Origin of the sequence: Chryseobacterium balustinum, from assembly GCF_900168205.1 — a bacterium.
Taxonomy (GTDB): Bacteria; Bacteroidota; Bacteroidia; order Flavobacteriales; family Weeksellaceae; genus Chryseobacterium; species Chryseobacterium balustinum.
Genome location: NZ_FUZE01000001.1, coordinates 672,535 through 694,077, shown reverse-complemented (window position 1 = coordinate 694,077; position 21,543 = coordinate 672,535). Strand labels below are relative to the sequence as shown.

Annotated in this window: 17 protein-coding genes; 11 read left to right on the top strand and 6 right to left on the bottom strand. The window is 32.8% G+C overall.

Features of this window, described 5'->3' with window-relative positions; genetic code table 11:
* Nucleotides 1-26 precede the first annotated feature (26 nt).
* Entirely contained in the window at nt 27-602 is a 576-nt protein-coding gene (locus B5X64_RS03350; RefSeq protein WP_079463874.1) for a TetR/AcrR family transcriptional regulator, read from the bottom strand.
* 400 nt (nt 603-1,002) lie between these two features.
* Here B5X64_RS03350 and clpB point away from each other — a divergent pair, with 400 nt between their 5' ends.
* The 4 genes from clpB (at nt 1,003) to B5X64_RS03325 (ending at nt 6,288) form a co-directional block, all read left to right on the top strand.
* A complete protein-coding gene (gene clpB / locus B5X64_RS03345) occupies nt 1,003-3,597 on the top strand; it encodes an ATP-dependent chaperone ClpB (protein ID WP_079463873.1) in 2,595 nt (864 codons plus the stop codon).
* A gap of 174 nt (nt 3,598-3,771) precedes the next feature.
* Nucleotides 3,772-4,227: a hypothetical protein gene (locus B5X64_RS03340; RefSeq protein ID WP_079463872.1), complete on the top strand. Its 456-nt coding sequence runs from the start codon at nt 3,772-3,774 to the stop codon at nt 4,225-4,227.
* 634 nt (nt 4,228-4,861) lie between these two features.
* The gene (locus tag B5X64_RS03330) at nt 4,862-5,641 is read left to right on the top strand and encodes a sensor histidine kinase (RefSeq protein WP_079463870.1); all 780 of its coding nucleotides are present in this window, start codon (nt 4,862-4,864) and stop codon (nt 5,639-5,641) included.
* 2 nt (nt 5,642-5,643) lie between these two features.
* Complete coding sequence (locus B5X64_RS03325) at nt 5,644-6,288, top strand: response regulator transcription factor (RefSeq protein WP_079463869.1); 645 nt, start codon at nt 5,644-5,646, stop codon at nt 6,286-6,288.
* Between the two features lie 79 nt (nt 6,289-6,367).
* Here B5X64_RS03325 and B5X64_RS03320 read toward each other — a convergent pair whose 3' ends face one another.
* Together B5X64_RS03320 and B5X64_RS03315 are read right to left on the bottom strand one after the other, a co-directional pair.
* Nucleotides 6,368-7,072, bottom strand: coding sequence for a BamJ family beta-barrel-assembly machinery protein (locus B5X64_RS03320; protein ID WP_079463868.1), 705 nt, complete (start codon nt 7,070-7,072; stop codon nt 6,368-6,370).
* 133 nt (nt 7,073-7,205) lie between these two features.
* A complete protein-coding gene (locus tag B5X64_RS03315) occupies nt 7,206-9,587 on the bottom strand; it encodes an outer membrane beta-barrel family protein (RefSeq protein WP_079463867.1) in 2,382 nt (793 codons plus the stop codon).
* Nucleotides 9,588-9,732: 145 nt separating this feature from the next.
* Here B5X64_RS03315 and B5X64_RS03310 point away from each other — a divergent pair, with 145 nt between their 5' ends.
* The 3 genes from B5X64_RS03310 (at nt 9,733) to B5X64_RS03300 (ending at nt 12,646) form a co-directional block, all read left to right on the top strand.
* Entirely contained in the window at nt 9,733-11,052 is a 1,320-nt protein-coding gene (locus B5X64_RS03310; protein ID WP_228418713.1) for a sensor histidine kinase, read from the top strand.
* Nucleotides 11,042-11,728, top strand: coding sequence for a response regulator transcription factor (locus B5X64_RS03305; protein ID WP_079463865.1), 687 nt, complete (start codon nt 11,042-11,044; stop codon nt 11,726-11,728). Before B5X64_RS03310 ends, B5X64_RS03305 begins: the two co-directional genes overlap by 11 nt.
* Nucleotides 11,729-11,797: 69 nt before the next feature.
* A complete protein-coding gene (locus B5X64_RS03300; RefSeq protein ID WP_079463864.1) occupies nt 11,798-12,646 on the top strand; it encodes a DUF1835 domain-containing protein in 849 nt (282 codons plus the stop codon).
* 8 nt (nt 12,647-12,654) lie between these two features.
* On the opposite strand, the gene B5X64_RS03295 is transcribed toward B5X64_RS03300, so the two are convergent.
* The 3 genes from B5X64_RS03295 to B5X64_RS03285 all read right to left on the bottom strand — a co-directional run bounded on the left by B5X64_RS03295 (nt 12,655) and on the right by B5X64_RS03285 (nt 15,231).
* Nucleotides 12,655-13,482, bottom strand: a complete 828-nt coding sequence (locus B5X64_RS03295; protein ID WP_079463863.1) for an endonuclease/exonuclease/phosphatase family protein — start codon at nt 13,480-13,482, stop codon at nt 12,655-12,657.
* A gap of 131 nt (nt 13,483-13,613) precedes the next feature.
* Entirely contained in the window at nt 13,614-14,495 is an 882-nt protein-coding gene (locus tag B5X64_RS03290) for an SDR family oxidoreductase (protein ID WP_066678484.1), read from the bottom strand.
* A 325-nt stretch (nt 14,496-14,820) separates the two neighbouring features.
* Nucleotides 14,821-15,231 (bottom strand): DUF1573 domain-containing protein, encoded by a 411-nt coding sequence (locus B5X64_RS03285; RefSeq protein WP_066678480.1) that lies wholly within the window; start codon nt 15,229-15,231, stop codon nt 14,821-14,823.
* Between the two features lie 166 nt (nt 15,232-15,397).
* Between B5X64_RS03285 and B5X64_RS03280 the strand changes: the two genes are divergently transcribed.
* The 4 genes from B5X64_RS03280 to B5X64_RS03265 all read left to right on the top strand — a co-directional run bounded on the left by B5X64_RS03280 (nt 15,398) and on the right by B5X64_RS03265 (nt 21,443).
* Complete coding sequence (locus tag B5X64_RS03280; protein WP_079463862.1) at nt 15,398-16,645, top strand: sensor histidine kinase; 1,248 nt, start codon at nt 15,398-15,400, stop codon at nt 16,643-16,645.
* Between the two features lie 17 nt (nt 16,646-16,662).
* Entirely contained in the window at nt 16,663-17,340 is a 678-nt protein-coding gene (locus B5X64_RS03275; protein ID WP_079463960.1) for a response regulator transcription factor, read from the top strand.
* Between the two features lie 89 nt (nt 17,341-17,429).
* Nucleotides 17,430-19,082, top strand: a complete 1,653-nt coding sequence (locus B5X64_RS03270; protein ID WP_123920997.1) for a hypothetical protein — start codon at nt 17,430-17,432, stop codon at nt 19,080-19,082.
* A gap of 66 nt (nt 19,083-19,148) precedes the next feature.
* On the top strand, nt 19,149-21,443 hold the full coding sequence (locus B5X64_RS03265) for a GH92 family glycosyl hydrolase (RefSeq protein ID WP_079463860.1): 2,295 nt from the start codon (nt 19,149-19,151) through the stop codon (nt 21,441-21,443).
* Nucleotides 21,444-21,543: the final 100 nt, after the last annotated feature.

The following is a 21,543-nucleotide window of genomic DNA, read 5'->3' as shown; positions in this document are numbered from 1 at the left end:
TTTAAAAATTCTTGCTGATTTTTAAATTATTTTTGATGTCCCAAGAGACCAAAAAGCAGTTTATCCCTTATTTCATCGGTAATTTCAGACGTTGATTCTATATTTCTTTTAAACCAGAAATAAGAATTATTCAGGGTATGAAGAATAAATCTTGTAGTAAAAGCAGAAGATTTTAGTTCCCAGTTTTCAGCCTGATAAATTTCAGAAATTAGTTCTTCTACTTCTTGCTGGTAATTTTTTCTTAATTCAATAAATTCAGGCAATCTTTCTTCCAAATGCTTCCATTCATTAGAGTAAATATGTGTAACGTCGCGGTTTTTAAGAACAACCGACAAATGTTTATCTAAAAATAAATTAAGCTTTTCCTTCGGAGAGACTTGTGTATTTTTTACTTCCTGAAGCTCTTCAAAAAACTCATGCGCAACCCCAAAGCAAATCCACTCAAGAATCTCTTCTTTAGAACGGATGTGTGCATATAATGATGCCGCTTTTATATTTAGTTTCGTGGCAAGATCCCTTACCGAGCTGCCCATATACCCTTTCTCTTTGAAAAGTTCTACTGCGACTTCGAGTATTTTGATCTGTTTTTCTTTTAACTCCATAGGTTGAGTGCAAAAGTAATTATTCTGATTTTAATATTCTGATTTTCATGTAATCATTTAATACAATCTTACTAAATTTTAAAACACTCTATTTTCCACTTTTTGTTGAAATATATTTCCCTAACTTTCAGTTGATCCTTTGAAATCGGAAATTTTGTCTTCTCAAAACAGACTTAAAAATGAATATTTCGGAAATTTTGTCCGTTATTTTTGAAAATTTAATAATTGAACAGTTTTTGAGATATACTTTTCGAATTAAATGATTGAATCAGATTGAAGGACATCAGACTTTAGATTAGATTTAAAAAAATAATATTTATTCAAGTCTTTATGGTCTGAAATCTGATGTCTAAAATCTGTAAATACAGCAAAATAATAAAAACCAAAAAATACATAAAATATGAACTTAAATCAATATACCGTAAAATCTCAGGAAGCCATCCAAGCTGCTCAACAAGTAGCCATGGAATTTGGTAACCAAAGCATAGAACCTCAACATTTATTGGAAGGAATTTTTCAGGTTGATGAAAATATATCGCCTTTCTTATTAAAAAAATCTGAAGCAGATGCTAATTTGGTAAGAGAGCGCAACCGTGAAAATTTAGAAAAACTTCCAAAAGTACAAGGAGGAAATATTTATCTTTCACAATCCGCAAACAAAGTTTTGCTTGACGCTCCGAACATTGCTAAAAAGATGGGTGATGAATTTGTAACGATTGAACATTTATGGCTTTCCCTTTTAGAAACCAGTTCAGAAGTTTCGAAAATGCTGAAAGATATGGGCGTGACCAAAAGTCTTTTGGAAGGCGGAATTAAAGAATTAAGAAAAGGAAGTACTGCAACATCTGCAAGCTCAGAAGAGACGTATCAATCCTTAAAAAAATATGCAAAAAACTTCAACGAATTAGCAGCAGAAGGAAAATTAGATCCTGTAATCGGGCGTGATGAAGAAATCAGGAGAGTTTTACAGATTCTTTCGAGAAGAACAAAAAACAACCCTATTCTGATTGGTGAACCCGGAGTTGGTAAAACAGCAATCGCAGAAGGCATTGCACATAGAATTATCAGTGGAGATATTCCTGAAAACCTGATGGATAAAACTTTGTATTCATTGGATATGGGAGCATTGATTGCCGGTGCAAAATATAAAGGAGAATTTGAAGAAAGATTAAAATCCGTTGTAAATGAAGTAATAAAATCTGACGGACAAATCATTCTTTTCATCGACGAGATCCATACTTTGGTGGGAGCCGGCGGTGGTGAAGGAGCGATGGATGCAGCCAATATTCTGAAACCTGCTTTGGCAAGAGGAGAATTAAGAGCGATCGGTGCAACCACTTTAAATGAATATCAAAAGTATTTTGAAAAAGATAAAGCATTAGAAAGACGTTTCCAGAAAGTGATGGTGGAAGAACCAGATACAGAATCTGCAATCTCTATTCTTCGTGGAATTAAAGATAAATATGAAGCACATCATAAAGTAAGAATCAAAGATGAGGCGATTATTGCGGCGGTGGAAATGTCTCAAAGATATATTTCGGACCGTTTTTTACCGGATAAAGCAATCGATTTGATTGATGAAGCTTCAGCAAAGTTGAGAATGGAAATCAATTCAAAACCTGAAGAATTGGATGTTTTAGACAGAAAATTGATGCAGATGGAAATTGAATTGGCTGCCATTTCAAGAGAAGGCAATCAAACGAAAATTGACCATTTAAAAGAAGACATCTCGAAAATCTCTGAGCAGAGAAACGAAATTAATGCTAAATGGCTGAAAGAAAAACAAAAATCTGAGGATTTAACACAGATTAAAAAAGATATAGAATCTCTGAAACACGAAGCGGAAAGAGCTTCAAGAGCTGGAGATTACGCAAAAGTTGCTGAAATACAGTACGGGAAAATTAAGGAGAAGGAAGATGCTTTGCAGAAACTTGAATTGGAGATGCAAAACCATCAGAATGAATTAATTAAAGAAGAAGTTACGGCTGATAATATCTCAGAAGTGATTGGAAAATGGACAGGAATTCCTGTTACCAAATTGCTTCAATCCGAAAGAGAAAAGTTATTACATCTTGAAACTGAACTTCATCACAGAGTGGTCGGTCAGGAAGAAGCGATTACAGCAGTTGCAGACGCCATCCGAAGAAACAGAGCAGGCTTAAGTGACGAGAAAAAACCAATCGGAAGTTTCTTGTTTTTAGGAACAACCGGTGTTGGTAAAACTGAGCTGGCAAAAGCTTTGGCTGAATTTTTATTCGATGACGAGAACAATATGACGAGAATCGATATGAGTGAATATCAAGAGCGTCATTCAGTTTCGAGATTGGTTGGAGCGCCTCCTGGGTATGTTGGTTACGATGAAGGCGGTCAGTTGACAGAAGCTGTGCGAAGAAGACCTTATTCAGTCGTGCTTTTAGATGAAATTGAAAAAGCACATCCTGATGTTTTCAATACTTTACTTCAAGTTTTGGATGATGGACGATTGACCGATAATAAAGGTAGAGTCGTGAATTTCAAAAACTCTATTATTATTATGACTTCGAATTTAGGTTCGCATATTATTCAGGAGAATTTTGAAAATATCACGGAAGAAAACCAAGACGAAATTGTAGCTAAAACGAAAATTGAAGTTTTTGATTTATTGAAACAAACGCTTCGTCCGGAATTTTTGAACAGAATTGATGAGACCGTATTGTTCCAACCTTTAAGAAAAAAAGAAATTGGAAAAATCGTTCAGTATCAGTTGAGAGGATTTAATGATATGCTTGCAAAAAGAAATATTATTATGACTGCAACACAAGATGCTTTGAATTATTTGACTAACAAAGGTTATGATCCTGTTTTTGGAGCTAGACCTTTGAAAAGAGTGATTCAGCAGGAAGTTCTCAATAAATTATCAAGAGAGATTCTTGCAGGAACGGTGAATGACGGTGACAGAATTACGCTTGATTATTTCGAAGAAACAGGTTTGGTTTTCAGACCTGCTGAAAAATAAGTAGTTTTTTTTCATATATATTATTTTTTAATAAGTACCACGGATCTCATTCTGTGGTACTTATTTTTTTTAATTAAAAAATAAACTGCAAAGACAGGATTTACAGTAAAAAAACGGAGGGTTGTAAGGAGTTTTTTTTGCAAATTTGTAAAAACACCCATAAAACCTAAGAAAATGGCCAACACCAACTTAAACAATCCAAATACACTTGCTGTGGATCTTATTCAAGATTTGGTAGACAATTACCGAAACAATCAACTAAATTGTATTAATCAAAACATAAAGATAGACGATGCACATTCAGTATGGTTTGATTTGCCAGCGCTAAAAAATTTTATTGCAGAAATAGAAGCTCAGGCTCAAATAGTCGATCCTAATGTACAAAGTAATGATTTGGGAATCCGATTTTATTATGCAGCATACCCTGAAGATCCGGCACAACCTATTCCTTCCAACTATGCTAAAAGACATACGTTGGTGATGATCCCTACAAAAGAAAAAGAAGGCTTACACTATGATTTCAATCCTTTTCAAGAAGAAGGAAAAGCACTTAGCGTTACCGGAATTGCACTAGCCGAAAATCATGGAACTCTAATACCTCCAAATACTTCAATAGTAGAGTCTTATTAATCAACCCCATGAGTGACTTTCAATTTTTTTTACAGAGTTGCATGATCTTCGCAGAAGGTCTTGCTGCAATTGCATCAATTGTTTTCTTTAAAAGAATTAAAGGAAGTCACTATCGATACTTTTCAATATTCCTTATTTTTATTTTCTGTTGTGAAATATTCGGGAAATTTGCTGAAAACTATATTTCTTACCCAAAAAATTTATTTTTCAATTACTTCGTCATCCCAATAGAATTTATATTTTTTTACTGGCTTTATGCATATCGATCACTAAAAAATAAAAACCTTTTTTTTATTTTTTCTGCTTTATTTCTTTTAGCATTCATCCCAAATGAGCTTTATTTTGTAAAAAACAAGCATGTTTTTTCTTTCAACTATACATTTGGAAGTCTGCTTTTAATGTTTTTGGTTATTATGGAATATTATAAGCAAGTAAATTCGGAGAATATTCTTAATTTCACCAAAAACAGAATGTTTTATATAAATCTTGGCGTAACTTTATTCTATATAGGTACGCTCCCGTTTTGGACATTTTATTTCCAACTTTTGGAGCATATGGATATTTGGAGCCTCTATTATAGCTATTTTCTTTTGTCGGGAATTATAATGTATCTGTTATTTGCAAGTTCATTCATATGGGGAAAACAGAATTATACTTAACCATTATTTTATTTAATATTTTTTTTGTCATATTTCTAGTTGCCGTAATGATTTACATTCGGAAATATAAGCAGAGAAAAGTAGAGTATCTTAATGAAATTCAGCTTAAAAATGAGATCCATCAAAAAGAACTTTTAGCTACCCAGCTCGAAATTCAGCAGGCAACTATGCAGCAAATCGGACGAGAACTACATGATAACATTGGACAAAAACTTACTTTAGCAAGCCTTTATATACAACAGCTGCTTTATGAAAATAAAATTATTGAAGAAAGCGAGAGAATAAATATGGTTTCTCAAATTATCGATCAGTCTCTGCAGGATTTAAGAAGTCTTTCAAAAACATTGACCGACGATAACATCGATCAAAAAGACATCGTAACTTTGATCCAGGAAGAAGTTGAAAATGCGTGTGTATTAAAGAAATGCAAAATTCATTTTGAGCATAATTTTAAATGTCTTGATCTCGATTTTGTTCATAAAAATGTTTTGTTAAGAATTACACAAGAGTTTATTCAAAACAGCATAAAACATTCGCAATGTAAAAATATTTTCATTAAGCTCAATACTACCGAAGAAAATCTTTGGGAATTAAATATTACTGATGACGGAATTGGTTTTGATATCGACAAAATTCTTTCAAACGGAATTGGGCTTACCAATATGAAAAACAGAACAGCAATCATCGGAGCTGAGTTTAATCTTGAAAGCAACGAGAACAAAGGTACAGCGATCGAAATAAAACTAAAAAAATAGCAATGAAAAAGACCATTGTAATTGTTGACGACCATTTATTGATTGCCAAAGCACTTGAAGGAATCATCGGTAACTTCGAAGATTTTGAAGTCATTGATGTGGCCGAAAACGGGAAAGACCTGATTGATAAGTTTAAAAATGGACAAAAAATCCCGGATATTATACTCTTAGATATCAGTATGCCGATTATGAATGGTTTTGAAACCGCTTTATGGCTGAAAGAGAATCATCCAAACATTAAGGTAATGGCTCTCAGTATGCAGGGTGATGACAACAGTGTTATCAAAATGATAAGAAACGGAGCAAAAGGTTATCTATTAAAAAATACCCATCCAAAAGATTTGGAAATAGCCCTTACAAAATTGAGCAGCGACGGTTTCTTTTATCCGGATTGGGCCTCAAAAATTATTTTTTCAAACATGAGTGATGAGAAGAATAATGAGAAAAAAAAGAAAATCTCTGAACGAGAAAAAGAATTTCTTACTTATACTGTTACTGAACTCAGCTATAAAGAAATTGCAGAAAAAATGTGTTGTAGCCCAAGAACTGTAGAAAGCTATCGTGATCAACTCTGTGAAAAGTTTGACCTTAAAACAAGAGTCGGTTTAGCCGTTTTTGCGATCAAGAATGGTTTTGCAGAATCATAGCTAATGATCTAGTCAGAGTTTTTCCAATAAAAAAAGAAGCTTTTCAGCTTCTTTTTTTATTGGAAAAATTAGATTAAATTTATTTTATACCTACCAGTTCTACATCAAAGATAATTGTAGCTCCTGCTGGAATTGCAGCTCCTGCTCCACGATCTCCATAAGCAAGGTCTGAAGGAATATAAAATCTGTATTTAGATCCTTTGCTCATCAATTGAATACCTTCTGTCCAACCTTTGATTACGCTACCCAGATTAATATCCATTGCAGCACCACCATTTTTATCGGTAGAGTCGAAAACAGTTCCATCTAAAAGTTTTCCGGTATATTTCACCTGTACAACGTCTGATGCTTTTGGTTTTGTTTTACCATCACCTTCCTGCAAAACCTCATACTGTAAACCTGAAGTTGTAGTCTTTACTTTTGGGTTGCTTTTATTTTTTGCAAGAAAATCCAGACCTTTTTTCTTATTTTCACCTGCCTGTGCTAACGCAGTGGATTGCTTTTTTTCATTTTGCTTCTGCATAAAATCCTGCATAAAAGCGTTCATTTCTTCAGCTGGCATCAGCTTCTTTGTCCCGTTCATTTCTTCTTTTATAGCCTGCGCCAAAAGATCTGCATCTACCTTAAAACCTTCTTGTTTCATATTTTGGGCAATATTTAACCCTATATAATATGACGCTTTTTGGTCATCAGTATATTTGCTATCGCCTTGTTTATCATTTTTCTGAGCGCACGAAATACTAAATATTGCGATACAAAATAATGCAATGGTCTGTTTTTTCATTTGATAATTTTATTATTTGCTATTAACGAATTACATAATTGCTGCAAATCTATCATTAATTAAAGAAATTTCCCTGCTGTACAACACTTTTTTCTGTTAAAAATTTTTAATTGAACAGATTAATCAAATAAATCTACAATCTTTCCTGTTCATCGGCTTTTTTGATTGTTTTTGAATTTTTAACCGACTGATTTCCAAAATTATATTTTAGAGAAAAAGTAAAACCTTGTGTATCCTGATAATCTAAAAAGTAATTATCCTGATTGCCATATTTGGTGCTTATTTTTTGCTGTGTCGATCTGAAAATATCATTAAAAATAAATGCAGCTTCTAATTTTTTATTGAAAAACTTTCTGTTCATTACAAAATAAGCCGACCATTGACTGGAAATTTTGAATGTCCCTTGAATTGACGGCGAATAATATTTGTGTCCGGCTTCCATCTTCCAGTCTGAATTTTTGTCTAAAGTAAAACTTGTTGAAACATTTGAAACCCAGTTCCAGACTTTGTTTTTATTTAAAGCTCCGTCTATTCCTTTAAAATAATTTTCGTTGTGCTCCAGGTTTTCAGAAATAATTAAACTCCACCAAGGTTTTATTTCAAAGCTTTTGTAAAGATTCACCCCATAAGCTTCACCTTTTTCAATATTAGTAAAATAGTAAATCAGATTATTGTTTTCATGCTGTTGGTAAGAAATTTCCATTGATGGGAAAATTTCTTTTCGGTAGTAGAAATCTAAATTCCAGTTTTTGAATGAATAGGTAAGATTTAAATTGTGAATAATGGTTGCTTTCAACTTGGGATCTCCCTGATAATAAGAGAATAAATTATAATAAGATTTTGCAGGATTTAACCATGAATAAAAAGGTCTGCTGATTCTTTTACCATACGAAAATCCAAATTCATGTTTATTTTCCGTGGTATATTGTGCAAAAAATGTCGGGAAAAAGCTCCAATAATTATTTTTATTTACTTCATAAGGTTCAGAAACCACGCCTTCCAAATCGGTCATTTCTGCACGAAGTCCGCCTTTGAAATTCCATTTTCCGAGATTATAAGCCATTGATGTATAAATTCCAAAGTTGTGTTCTTTATAGTCAAAAAGGCTACTTTTTTCCGGTCTGTATTGAAATTCACCATTTTCGTTATCTGAAAAATCAAGCAAGCTATTTGTTTTTACAAAGCTGTATTTTGCACCCGATTCCAATTCCAATTTATCGTTTTTCCATTGGTAATCAAGTTGCGTAGAATATAGCTGAACATTGCTTTTATTATTGGTCATAAAATTCGTTTCTCGCGGTTGCTCATCTTTAAAATTCAAGTAGGTCAAAACATTTTGATATGCATTTGAATTATTTGCCGTAAAATAATTAATCCACGAAAGACTGCTTTTTTTATTTAGTTTTCTATCAATTTGAAAACTTAATGAATTATTAATTGTTCTGGAATGATGATCGTTAATCGTTGTATAATTAGATTCCGCAACATTCTGGGTATTATAAATCAAAGTTGGCACAAAGTAAGTTCCGTAAGATTTTGGGGCAAAAAATCCGGAATAATTCAGACTCGCTGTTGTAAGACTGTCGATTTCATATTCAACGTTAAAGTTTACTGTATTCTGGTTTTTATTTTGATCTTTCCGGTTCATTGTACTAATCCAGGTTGTGCCATCTTCAGGATAGTTTACATAATCTGTACCTTCACGATAATACGTTCCTCCTCCTCGAAAATAGCTTCCCATTACCGAAAGTTTATCTTTTTTGTAATATTGCGAAAGACCGGCAACCCCTTTTGCGTATTGGGTTTGAATATATTTTGAAGAAAGAATTCCACGATAGCCTTCAATTTTATTTTTCTTCATCACAATATTCAGAACAGCGCCACCCTGCGCTTCATATTTTGCAGGCGGATTGGTAATAACTTCTACAGATTTCACGTCATCGCCTTGTGTGTTTTCAAGAAAATTTTTGAGCTCTTCGCCAGTCATCATTACTTTTTTATCATTAATGGTTATCAAAACCGACGTTCCGCCTTTCACTGCCAAAACATCATTATTAATGGTAACCTGAGGTGTTTTTTTAAGAATTTCCCAAGCGTTGAGTGAAGAAATATTGCTGTTTTCTACATTAAATTCCAAACGGTCTACTTTTCTTTTCACCAATGGTTTTTTCTTCGTAATCGTTACCGCTTCAATATCTTTCTGATTGTTTTTTAAAATGATATTTAAAGCTTCGATCTCATTTTCAGCCTCGATATTTTTTTCAAATGAAAGGTATTTTTCATTATTAATTTTTAGCTTAAAAGATGTTGATGAAAGATCATCAAACAAAAACCTACCTTCAGAATCGGTAAAAAAAGATTTAATTAAAGTATTTTCATGATTATACAATTCCACTTTCACAGAATCGAGTTTTTCTTTATCAGCATTAAAAACAGTACCGGAAATTTTCTGCGATTGCGAAAACATAAAAACCGGAAAAACAAGAAAGAGAAGAAAGAGAAGATATTTATACATTTCAGTTAGTTTTAAGTTTAATTCAAATGAGTTTGATATTTTACTGTGACAAAATTGAATATTGCCACCGAGAATTTCAGTTAACGGAAGGTTAATGCGAGGTTAATGGTAAAAACGCATTCACGAAATGTATATATTTGCTTCAATGATTTCTAAAAGTAAATATCTTATCTCTCTTTTTGCAGCTTTATTCCTGCTATTATTGGGTATTCAGGTATATTTTATGTACAAAACTTCTCAGGTAAAAAAGCGGGAAGTCTACAGCGATGTTCATAACAGAATTGATGATTACATTGATAATCTGGAAAATCTTGGCGGTGCAAGTAATTTGGGTGACGAAGGTCAAAGGAAAATCTTTGCCGAATTCAACAATAAAAAAATCAGCAAAAAAGAGTTTTTAAACTATTTTGAAAAAAACAAAAAAATCACACAAGATAAATTAAGTGATTATATTGACCATAAGTTTAAGAAAGAAGGCTATAAAGTGGCTGTAAGAACTCAGTTTTTATCAATTGTTTATGTTCCGAAAAATATAAACCTGATCGATAAACCAGTCACTTTATACGAAACGCGAAACAAGATTACAAAAGCCGGAATTTCTAATACTGGAAAATGGGAAACCTCCTCCACTTCGAGATCGGATAAAAGCGATCAACTTGAGAAAGACGACTCTTTTTTTGTAAGAAGCCAGACAGATTTTGAAATTTTAAATATCAATACTGTTGTTTTTCAAAACCTTACACTACTTACTTTATGCTGTATCGCTATTTTACTGAGTGTTTTGATTTTATATATTTTCACCATTAAAAATTTAATCCGGCAACAAAAACAGGTTGAGGTTTTGCATACTGTTGTAGACAATATCTCTCATGAATTTAAAACACCCATTGCAACACTTAAAATTGCCTCAAAAACATTAAAAAAAGAATACAACACCGAAATTTTCCCATTGATCGACAGACAAATCTCAAGGTTGGAAGACTTGATGCATCAACTTCATCCTGAATATCTTACTGAAGAAAGATCAGCAACAAAGCCTGAAAACTGGGATTTTTTTATTCAGGATTTAGCTTTCACTTACAAGAATACTGATTTTAAGCTTAATAATTCTGTTTCAAAAGAACTTCCGTTTGACAAAAAACTGATGGAAACCGTGATCAAAAATCTTTGTGAAAACAGTGTAAAATATGGTGCTTCAGAAATTAAAATCGATGTGAAAACTATTCAGAATAAGCTTGAAATCATTGTTGCAGACAACGGAAACGGAATGGAACAAAGCGAACTGAAAAATATTTTTGAGAAATTTTACAGAATACAATCCAATAATATTCACAACAGTAAAGGTTTGGGTTTGGGATTGTTTTTCGTTAAAAAAATTGTTGAGAAATATAATGGGAAAACTGAGATTACAAGCGAAGTGAATGTAGGAACAACTTTTAAAATTTCAATTCCTTATGAAGATTAAGATTTTACTGGCAGAAGACGATTCAGATTTTGGAATGATCCTGAAACAATATCTCGAGCTTGAAGATTTTGAAGTTTCATGGTTTCAGGATCCGGAAGATATTTTACCGATTTTACAGTCAGATCTCCATTTTCATATCGGGATCTTAGATATTATGATGCCTAATCTCGACGGATTTTCTTTGGCAAAAATGATCTTAAAAGCCAAACCCGATTTCCCACTTTTATTTTTAACGGCCAAAAATCAGAAAATAGACCGCTTAACAGGATTGAAAATCGGAGCAGATGATTACATCTCAAAACCTTGTGATCCGGAAGAATTAATTTTAAGAATTAAAAATATTCTGAAAAGAACTTTATCTTCAGAAACGATCACTCAATACAAAATCGGAAGCTATATTTTAGATACAGAAAAGCTTTTGCTTTCTCATCCCAAAGAGAAAATAAGATTGACAATTCGCGAAAAAGATCTTTTACTTTATCTTTTAAAATTCAATCATAAAACCATCAAGCGAGACGATATACTCGATAATCTCTGGGAGACTAACGATTATTTTACAGGAAGAAGCCTTGATGTTTTTATCAGTCGACTGCGCAAATATTTTCAGCATGATGCTGAAATAAAAATCCAATCTCTGAGAGGAATTGGCTTTGAAATTGAGTTTCCTGAAAGCTGAATTTGACAAAAAAAACATTTATTTCTCAGCATGAAAATTGTTTCATTAAATAACTAAAAAAATACAGCGATGATTGATTTTAAAAAAGCCATTCATTTAGTGAGCGGAATTTCGGCAAAAGGTAGTCTGAAGCATTATTTTGAAACAAATTATCCTGATGATGAAATAAAAATTCACTGTATTCATGATGATTTATCAGTAGGTCCGTTAAATGATTTCACCTCTCCATCAGACTATGAAACCTACTCTTCTTACTGGAAAGCGATTGAAAACATTTCGAATTCAAATAATGAATCTAAGGAAAGCTATACGCAATCTTCTGATTTTTTTAATGAATTTAAAATTGATTTCCCTCCAGAAAAGCCACTTATTATTTGGCACGGAAGTGATACGAATGAGAAAATAATGCTTTACCGTTATTGCGCACTTTTAAAGACTAGAGATTTGTATGAGATAAATCTTGATGATTGGCCGGTAAATCCTAAAGATGTTTACAATAGCAATTCTTTGGCAACCCGAAATCCAAAGCATATGGATGGAATTTTTAATCATATAAAAAAGATAGAACACGATCGTAAATTTTTCTACGCTCAAGAATGGGAAAGATTGAAAAATGATCAAAAATTAACCAGAATTTTCAGGAATGGACAAGTGATTTCTGTAGAAGAAGATTATTATGATCAGGCGCTTCTTGCAAATTGTTCTTCAGAATATCAAGTCGCGGCAAGGGTAATCGGTGCCACCATGGAAAAGCAGGAATCTACAGTTGGCGACCATTATCTTTGGTATAGAATTCACGTTTTACTTAATCAAAATTTATTAGAAAGTCGAGGAAATCCGACAACGATGCGGGACTTAGAAATAAGAAAAAATAAGCTTCATTCTACTGAACAAAGCTTATTTTCTATCTTTAATTAAATATTTTTTTAAAACTGCAGCTCTGTCAAAACCGGGAAATGATCCGACGGATACAGCAGATTTTCTCTTCTGTCGTTAATATGTCTGTGAGATTTTATCTTAAAACCTTTTACAAAAATATAATCGATTCTTTCCTGCGGAACTTCGGTTACGTTGAATGCTGTAAAAGTTCCTTTTGGTCCGTAAGGTTTTGATTCAGAATTGTAGAAACTGTCTTTCAGATTTTGAGAAATTATTTTAATCGGTTCTGTATCATCTGTCAAGTTAAAATCTCCGCTTAATGTTAAAGGTAAATTTTTAGGATTGATTTCTTTAATTTTCTTTAAAATCAAATCTGCAGATTTTACTCTCGCTACATTTCCGATATGATCGAAATGAAGATTCATTGCCAAAAATTCTTTCTTCGATTTTTTATCTTTAAAAACGGCATACGTGCAAACTCTGTTGTAAGCAGCGTCCCAACCTTTCGACGGAGTTTCCGGAGTTTCTGAAAGCCAGAATGTTCCTGATTTTACTATTTGTAATCTTTCGGTATCATAAAATATAGCAGAAAATTCTCCTTTTTCTTTGCCATCATCTCTACCTACGCCTACATAATCATAGTTTTTTAAACCATTTTTTATATCTTTCATCTGTTCGGGAAGTGCTTCCTGAACGCCGAAATAATCCGGATGGTAATAGCTTAATAAATCTACCGCATCCTGTTTCCTGTTCGTCCATGAGTTTTCTTTATCAGATTCTACATTGAGTCTGATGTTGAAAGACATTACTTTTAAATTCTGAGAAAAGCTCCATGCAAAAACAAATAGTAATAAAGTTGAAAATCTGAAATTCATTAGGGTTCTTATTTAAATTAAAGAACAAAAATAAAACTTATGTTTCATAGAGAAGCTTTATTGATGATGTTTTTTAGTTATTAGCAAAATTAAATCACCAGAAACTAAAAATTCATCATTCATAATTATAACTAATTGGATTTTTTCGCCTTGATCATTGCCTCCAAAGCATCCCACATTTCCTGTGGAATATCTTCCAGCATATTAAATTCACCTGCACCTTGAAGCCATTCTCCCCCATCGATTGTAACGACTTCTCCATTCATATAAGCTGAATAATCTGAAACCAGATACGCAGCAAGATTTGCTAATTCCTGATGTTCTCCTACTCTTCTCAACGGAACTTTTTTTCTCATATCAAATTTTTCCTGCAGATCTCCCGGAAGCAATCTGTCCCAAGCTCCTTTTGTAGGAAACGGTCCAGGAGCAATCGCATTAAAGCGGATGCCATATTTTGCCCACTCAACTGCTAAACTTCTTGTCATTGCTAAAACTCCCGCTTTTGCACAAGCTGATGGAACAACGTAAGCCGAACCCGTCCAAGCATAAGTCGTTACAATATTTAAAACTGTTCCCGGAGTTTTTGAATCAATCCAGTGTTTTCCGATAGAAAGTGTACAATTTTTTGTTCCTTTTAAAACAATATCTAAAATAGAATCGAATGCAGAGTGCGTTAATCTTTCTGTAGGTGAAATAAAATTTCCGGCAGCATTATTCAAAAGAATATCAATTTTTCCGAATTCTTTTAAAGTTGCTTCTTTCATGGCTTCCACCTCGTCCCAATTTCTTACATCACAGGCAACACAAAGAACTTTTCCACCCGTTTCATCTTCCAATTCCTTCGCAGTAACCTGAAGTTTTTCTAAATTTCTGGAAGTAATCACCACTTTTGCTCCTAATTGCAGGAAATATTTGGTCATTGCTTTTCCAAGACCGCTTCCGCCTCCTGTAACAATAGCAACTTTATCTTTTAGAGCGTCTTCACGCAACATCGGTTGTGTATAAAGATTCATATGTTTTATTTTTTCTTAAAAATAATAAATATTAGGATGTAATCCCTTAAAATAGATTGATAAATGATGCTACAAATAGCTCTTTTTAAAACAATAGATTGTTGAAGAATCACAAAGACGCAAATATTTTGCTCTTCATATTGTTATAAGGCGCAGAAAAATCAAAGATTTTCAATAAACTTTTATTTTTTTTGTAGAAAAAAATCCTTGCGCCTTAGAAATAATATTTTGGATTTAATTTGCACCTTTACGATTTTCCAAAAAACAAAAACAGCCTGTCAAATAATTGACAGGCTGTTTTTTATATTGAACAAGATTAAATTAATTACTTAACAACAGTTCCTTTAAAAGAAAGTATTTTCGGGTTTTGACTGTCACTCAGATTAACCGTAACTGATTTTGTAAATGGACCTTCCGCTGCAGCATTGTAGCTTGCTTCCACAAATCCTGTTTTTCCAGGTAAAATTTTAGTTTTTGTGTAATCAGCTGTTGTACATCCGCATGATGGCGCAACTTTATCAATCATAATTGGCTGTGATGAAGTATTGGTAAACTCAAATCTGATGATTTTTGGTTTCCCTTGAGGAATATTTCCTACATCGATAATTTCTGCTTTCCATTTTGCAGCTTCTGCTACTTTTTTAACAATTGAAGCCGGAGTTACCGGAAATACATTTGCATAAAACGGAGAGAATGCCAAAACCGCAAGAAGCGCTGTAATTTTTAAATTTTTCATGTGTATAAATTTTTAGTAATTATGAAATCAAATAATAATTATTTTTTGTTTTAACAAATGTAGAGCGGAAAACGATTGTAAGTTGTTAACTGTTATCAAACATTTGTTAACGAGTTGTTAATGATAAAAAAATTATAGATATTTTTGGATAATATTGCTTCTGGAAATGGAAATTAAAAAACTCAATATTATTATCACCCTCGGATTGGTTGCTATCATCGGAATTTTGATTGCCCAACTGTTGTGGACCAAACAAGCGTATAATCTTGAGGACAGAAAATTTAATCAGAAAGTAAACATCGCTTTAATGGAGGTTGTCGACAAAATGTCTGAAGGAAAATCCTCTTTTACCGAAAATCCCGTTCAGATTATTGCGAATGATTATTACGTTGTGAATATCAATAATGAATTTCATCCCGCAGTTCTTGAGCATTATCTGAAAACAGAATTTACGAGATTTCAAATTAATACAGATTATGTTTACGCTTTATATAATTGCCACAGCGATCAAATGATTTATGGGAAATATATGACGAGCCATCAGGAAGAGCCCAATGAAAAGGTAATTCAGTTTCCGAAACATAAAAATCTTACTTATTATTTTTCGATACGTTTCCCCGACAAAACCACTTACCTCATCAGCTCTTTGCGTTTTTGGTATCTTTTGACTTTTGCACTGATTATTATTCTTCTCGTTTATGTTTATTCAATTTATACAATTATTCAACAGAAGAAATTCTCAGAATTGCAGCGTGATTTTATCAACAATATGACGCATGAGTTTAAAACTCCGTTATCATCAATATTATTAGCTTCGGAGGCGCTCAACAAACAAGAAGTCGTGCAAGAAAATTCTAAGTTGAAAACATACACATCAATTATCATTAATCAAAGTTATAAACTGAATAATCATATTGAAAAAATACTGAATATTGCGAAAAACGATGCTTCAGGATTATCATTAAAACCTCAAAAAATTATTTTGCAACCGTTTATTGAGGAGATTGCAGAAACTATTAAACAGAAAAATGAAAATATTTCCATTCAGATAAATATTGAAAATGATATTTCAATTTTAGCAGATGAATTTCACTTTACCAATATCGTTTACAACCTTTTAGACAACTCAATCAAATACTGCGAAACAAAACCTGAAATTCTTATTTCTTCGGTGAAAGATTCAAAAGGCTTATATTTAAAGTTTAAAGACAACGGAATGGGCATTCCTGCTAAAAACATTAATCATATTTTTGATAAATTTTACAGAGTTCCTACCAATAATAGTGAAGAAATCAACGGGTTTGGGCTGGGATTATTTTATGTAAAAAAAATCGTTCAGCAGCATAACTGGAAAATATCAGTTGAAAACAATGTAGATAAAGGCATCACCATTACTCTGTTTTTTCCGTTTTAATTTAATTTGTGTAAATGATGGATAAATCTAAAATTCTATACGCAGAAGATGATGAAACCATAGCTTTTCTAATTCAGGACAGCTTAGAAAATTATTATGAAATAGAGCATTGCTCAAACGGAAAATCTGCGTTTGAAGCGTTCAACACCAAAGATTTTGACATTTGTTTGCTCGATATTATGATGCCCGAAATGAACGGTTTCGATTTAGCACAAAAAATAAGAGATAAAAATGCCGAGATCCCAATCATTTTCACTTCTGCTAAAGCTTTAAAAGAAGACCGAATTAAAGGTTTGAAAATCGGTGCAGATGATTATTTGGTAAAACCTTTCAGCATCGAAGAATTGATTTTAAAAATTGAAATTTTCCTAAAACGTTCCAAGAAAACGGAAGCCTTTCCACAAAAATATAAAGTCGGAAAGTACAATTTTGACCCTAAAAACTATACTTTAAATGACACTCAAAATACAATAACGCTTACTCAAAGAGAATCTGATTTGCTTTTGTATTTTATTCGTCATAAAAATACCGTCCTCAAAAGGCAGGATATTTTGAAGGCAATCTGGGGCGATGATGATTATTTTATGGGACGAAGTCTTGATGTTTTTATTTCAAGATTGCGAAAAGTTTTTGCCGATGAAAATACTGTCGCGATAGAAAACATTCACGGTATTGGCTTTCGCTTTTCTGAATAATAACCTTTATCTGCTTCTTATCTCTAATTTCATTTTTTTTAATTGATCTTTTATTCTTACAATATTTTATATTTGTATAAATGCAGAATATGAATAAAATTTATCTCGAAAAAATAGTATTTATTGTTATTTTCCATCTTTTCATTTGCTTGCTTATTTCTCAGCTTGGCCTTTTTTTAAACTTTCCTGTAACAAGATTCTATTATCCGCTGTCGGTAATCATTTCTTTTTTAATTTGTAGAGTTAATTTTATTTCAGGGGCTATCACAGCGCTCATTTTATTATTTGGTTTTTTAATCAGCGGTTATTTTTTTGACCTCTCTGCAGACGGGCAAAGCTATCATCAGGAAAGTATTATTCAGTTGAAAAATGGCTGGAATCCTATTTCCTTTGAATCTCATTCTCGTACAATGAAAGTGTGGACGGAGCATTATCCAAAAGGAGCCGAAATAATACAGTCTTGCATTTATTCTTTCTTTGGCAAAATAGAAACTGGGAAAGCCATCAATATTTTTCTTTTTATCTCTTCATTACTGATTACAAAAAAAGCTTTGGAATCCTTTAGTATTAATCTTAAACAACAATGGATCTTTGCTTTTCTAATAGCTGCCAATCCAGTTGTAATTTCACAAATTTTAACTTTTTATGTAGACGGATTTAGTTATTCGTTTATCATTTGCTTTTTGAGTTCTCTTTTTCTTTTTATCAAAACAAAAGAAAGAATTTATATAGCATTGATCATAGCAACTTTAACGATTGGTGGAAGTTTAAAGTTTACTTCAATGCCAACATTGGGTGTATTGACTGTTTGTATATTGGTTATTTTGTTGTTTTTGAAAAAAATATCATCGCTTAAAGCCTTAATATTGCCATTACTATGCGCTTCTTTTTTATTAATATTCTGTAATTACAACCCATATATTACAAATTTGAAAGAAGGAAAGCATGTATTTTATCCATTAAAAGGAGAAGGATCAATCGATATTCTTGAGCGCTTTGCACCAGAAGGATTTGTAAGAAATAATAATCGAATAGAAAAACTTGCATTTACATTATTTACCAAAACAGGGTCTTTTGATAAAGATAATATGTCTTATAAAATTCCATTCAGCATTTCCCAAAAAGAGCTGAATCGGTTGGCTGATGCAGATATTGGCGTCGGAGGATTTGGTATATTTTATAGTGGTTTTTTGATCGTTTTATTATTATTTTTTATCGTCAATAATAAACTTCTGAAAAATCTCAATCATCAGCAAAAAATACTTTTTATTAGCATTCTTCCAATCTTAGCGTCTGTATTGATTATTTCTGATCCTTGGTGGGTACGGTATATTCCCCAATTTTATCTGATCCCACTAATATTGCTGCTTATATTGGAGGTAAATAATACTAAAATCAAAAACCTTTTTATTTTAAAAGGAATTTTAATTGTTAATATTTTATTCTTCTTTTCATCAGTTGCCGTATTAAATATTTATGGAACCGAAAAGACCTATTACATTTTAGACATGCTCAAGGATTCCGGAAAAACAGTAAAAATTGACGCAAGGTATTTTCCTAGTAATCTCGACAGACTTGAAGAACATGGAATACCCTATAAACAAATAAAAATTGCTGATGATTATAAACCTATTATTAGATTTCAGCCAAAAGGCTCCATCATCATTGACGATAATTTTAAAAAGCAGGATAGAAATCTTGTTTATGATTTCTTAAATCGCTTTTTTTATAAAATAGATTAGATTCAAGCCTTTAATTTACAGGCAGATACTTTTTTATATTTAACATAACTTTACTATTTAAATCTTATGAAAAATTCCGGAACTCTTATTTTTATATTTATTTTAATTTTTGGTTTAAATAATGCTCAAAAATTTGAGAAACTACATCAATATGTCAATCCGTTAATCGGGACAGAAAAGATGGGACACGCCTATCCCGGAGCTACTGCACCTTTTGGAGCCATTCAGCTCAGCCCGGAAACCGATACGATTTCTTATGAAATGAACGGAAAATATAATGGTGATGTTTATAAATATTGTGCAGGGTATCGCTATGAAGACAAAACCGTTGTAGGCTTTAGTTCTACCCATTTTAGTGGCACAGGGCATTCTGATTTAGGAGATTTTCTCGTAATGCCAACTGTTGGGAAACTGCAATTGAATCCCGGAACAGCAACAAATCCTGAAAGTGGTTACAGAAGCAGATTTTCACATGCAAATGAAACCGCAGAAGCTGGATATTACAAAGTAAAGTTAGACGACCACAATATTTTAGCCGAATTAACTTCTACAACAAGAGTCGGTGTTCATCGCTACACTTTCCCAAAATCTGACCAGGCACATATTATTTTAGACTTGATGGCCGGTATTTATAATTATGATGGTAAAAATGTTTGGACTTACGTTCGTGTAAAAAACGGAAATACCATCACAGGTTATCGACAGACCAACGGCTGGGCAAGAACACGAACGGTTTATTTTGCGATGACATTTTCAAAGCCATTTAAATCTTACGGCCAGAAAAATTATGACGGGAAACAAGTGTATGGCGGATTTTGGAGAAAATTTGACCAGACGAAAAACTTTCCGGAAATCGCAGGAAAAAATCTGAAAATGTATTTTGATTTCGATACGAATGAAAATGAAGCAATTGAAGTTAAGCTTGCAATTTCACCGGTAAGTCAAGCAAATGCTTTAGAAAATTTAGAAAAAGAGACTGGAAACTTATCTTTTGACCAGGTAAAAGCACAAACACAGGAAATTTGGAATAAAGAATTAAATAAAATCGTTATTAAAGGCTCTGAAACAGAGAAAACAAACTTTTATACGGCAATGTATCATACTTTTATCAATCCGACAACTTATACAGATGTAAACGGAGAATATAAAGGTTTAGACCAAAATATTCATAAAGCAGAAGGTTTTACCAATTACACAACGTTTTCACTTTGGGATACCTATCGTGCATTACACCCTTTCTTTAATATCATTCAAACCAAAAGAAACGGTGATATGGTAAAATCGATGATGGCTCATTACAATCAGTTTTCGATGAAGATGTTGCCGATTTGGTCGCATTATGCGAATGATAATTGGTGTATGAGCGGATATCACAGTGTAAGCGTTGTTGCAGATGCGATTATTAAAGGAAATTATAACGGTGATGCAAAAGCTGCATTAAAAGCCTGTGTAGAAACTGCCAACAAAAGAGATTATGAAGGAATCGGATATTATATAGATAAAGGATATATTCCTGCTGAGAAAAGTGGCACTTCAGTTTCAAATACCTTAGAATACGCTTATGATGATTGGGCAATTGCGCAACTAGCGAAACAGTTGGGTGAAACAGAAATTTACAATCAATTCATCAAACGTTCGGAAAACTGGAAAAATAATTTTGATAAAACAGTAGGATTTATGCGTCCTCGTTTGGCTGACGGGAGTTTTAAAAAAGATTTTAATGAATTAAGTACACACGGACAAGGTTTCATTGAAGGAAATTCATGGAATTATAGCTTCTTCGTTCCTCAAAATCCGGATGAATTAATTAAAATGATGGGCGGCAAGAAAAAATTTGCTTCAAAATTGGATGAATTGTTCACGATGCATTTACCAGACGAGTTTTTTGCAGATACCGAAGACATTACACGAGAAGGAATTATTGGCGGTTATGTTCACGGAAACGAACCGGCTCATCATGTCGCGTATTTTTATAATTGGGCGGGGCAACCTTGGAAAACTCAAGCTCAAATCAGACGAATTTTGGAAATGCAATACAAAGCCACTCCTGATGGTTTGGGCGGAAATGATGACGCAGGACAAATGAGTGCATGGTATATTTTGAGTTCGCTTGGTTTTTATCCTGTTGCTCCGGGTTCGGAAGATTATGCAATTGGAAGTCCTGCGATTGACCATGCTGTTTTGAATTTAGAAAACGGAAAAACTTTTGAAATTGAAGCCATCAACCAAAGTCCGAAGAATGTCTATATTCAAAAAATTCTATTGAATGGAAAGGAAATTAAAAACTTTACTTTGAAACATTCTGATATTATGAATGGAGGGAAATTGAGTTTTTATATGAGTGCTAAACCTAGAAAATAAACATCTAGTTTGTCATTCAGAGCGGAACACAGTGCAGCGTGGAATCTACTTTATGCGTAGAGATTCTTCCTTCTTCAGAATGACAAATATTAGATTAAAA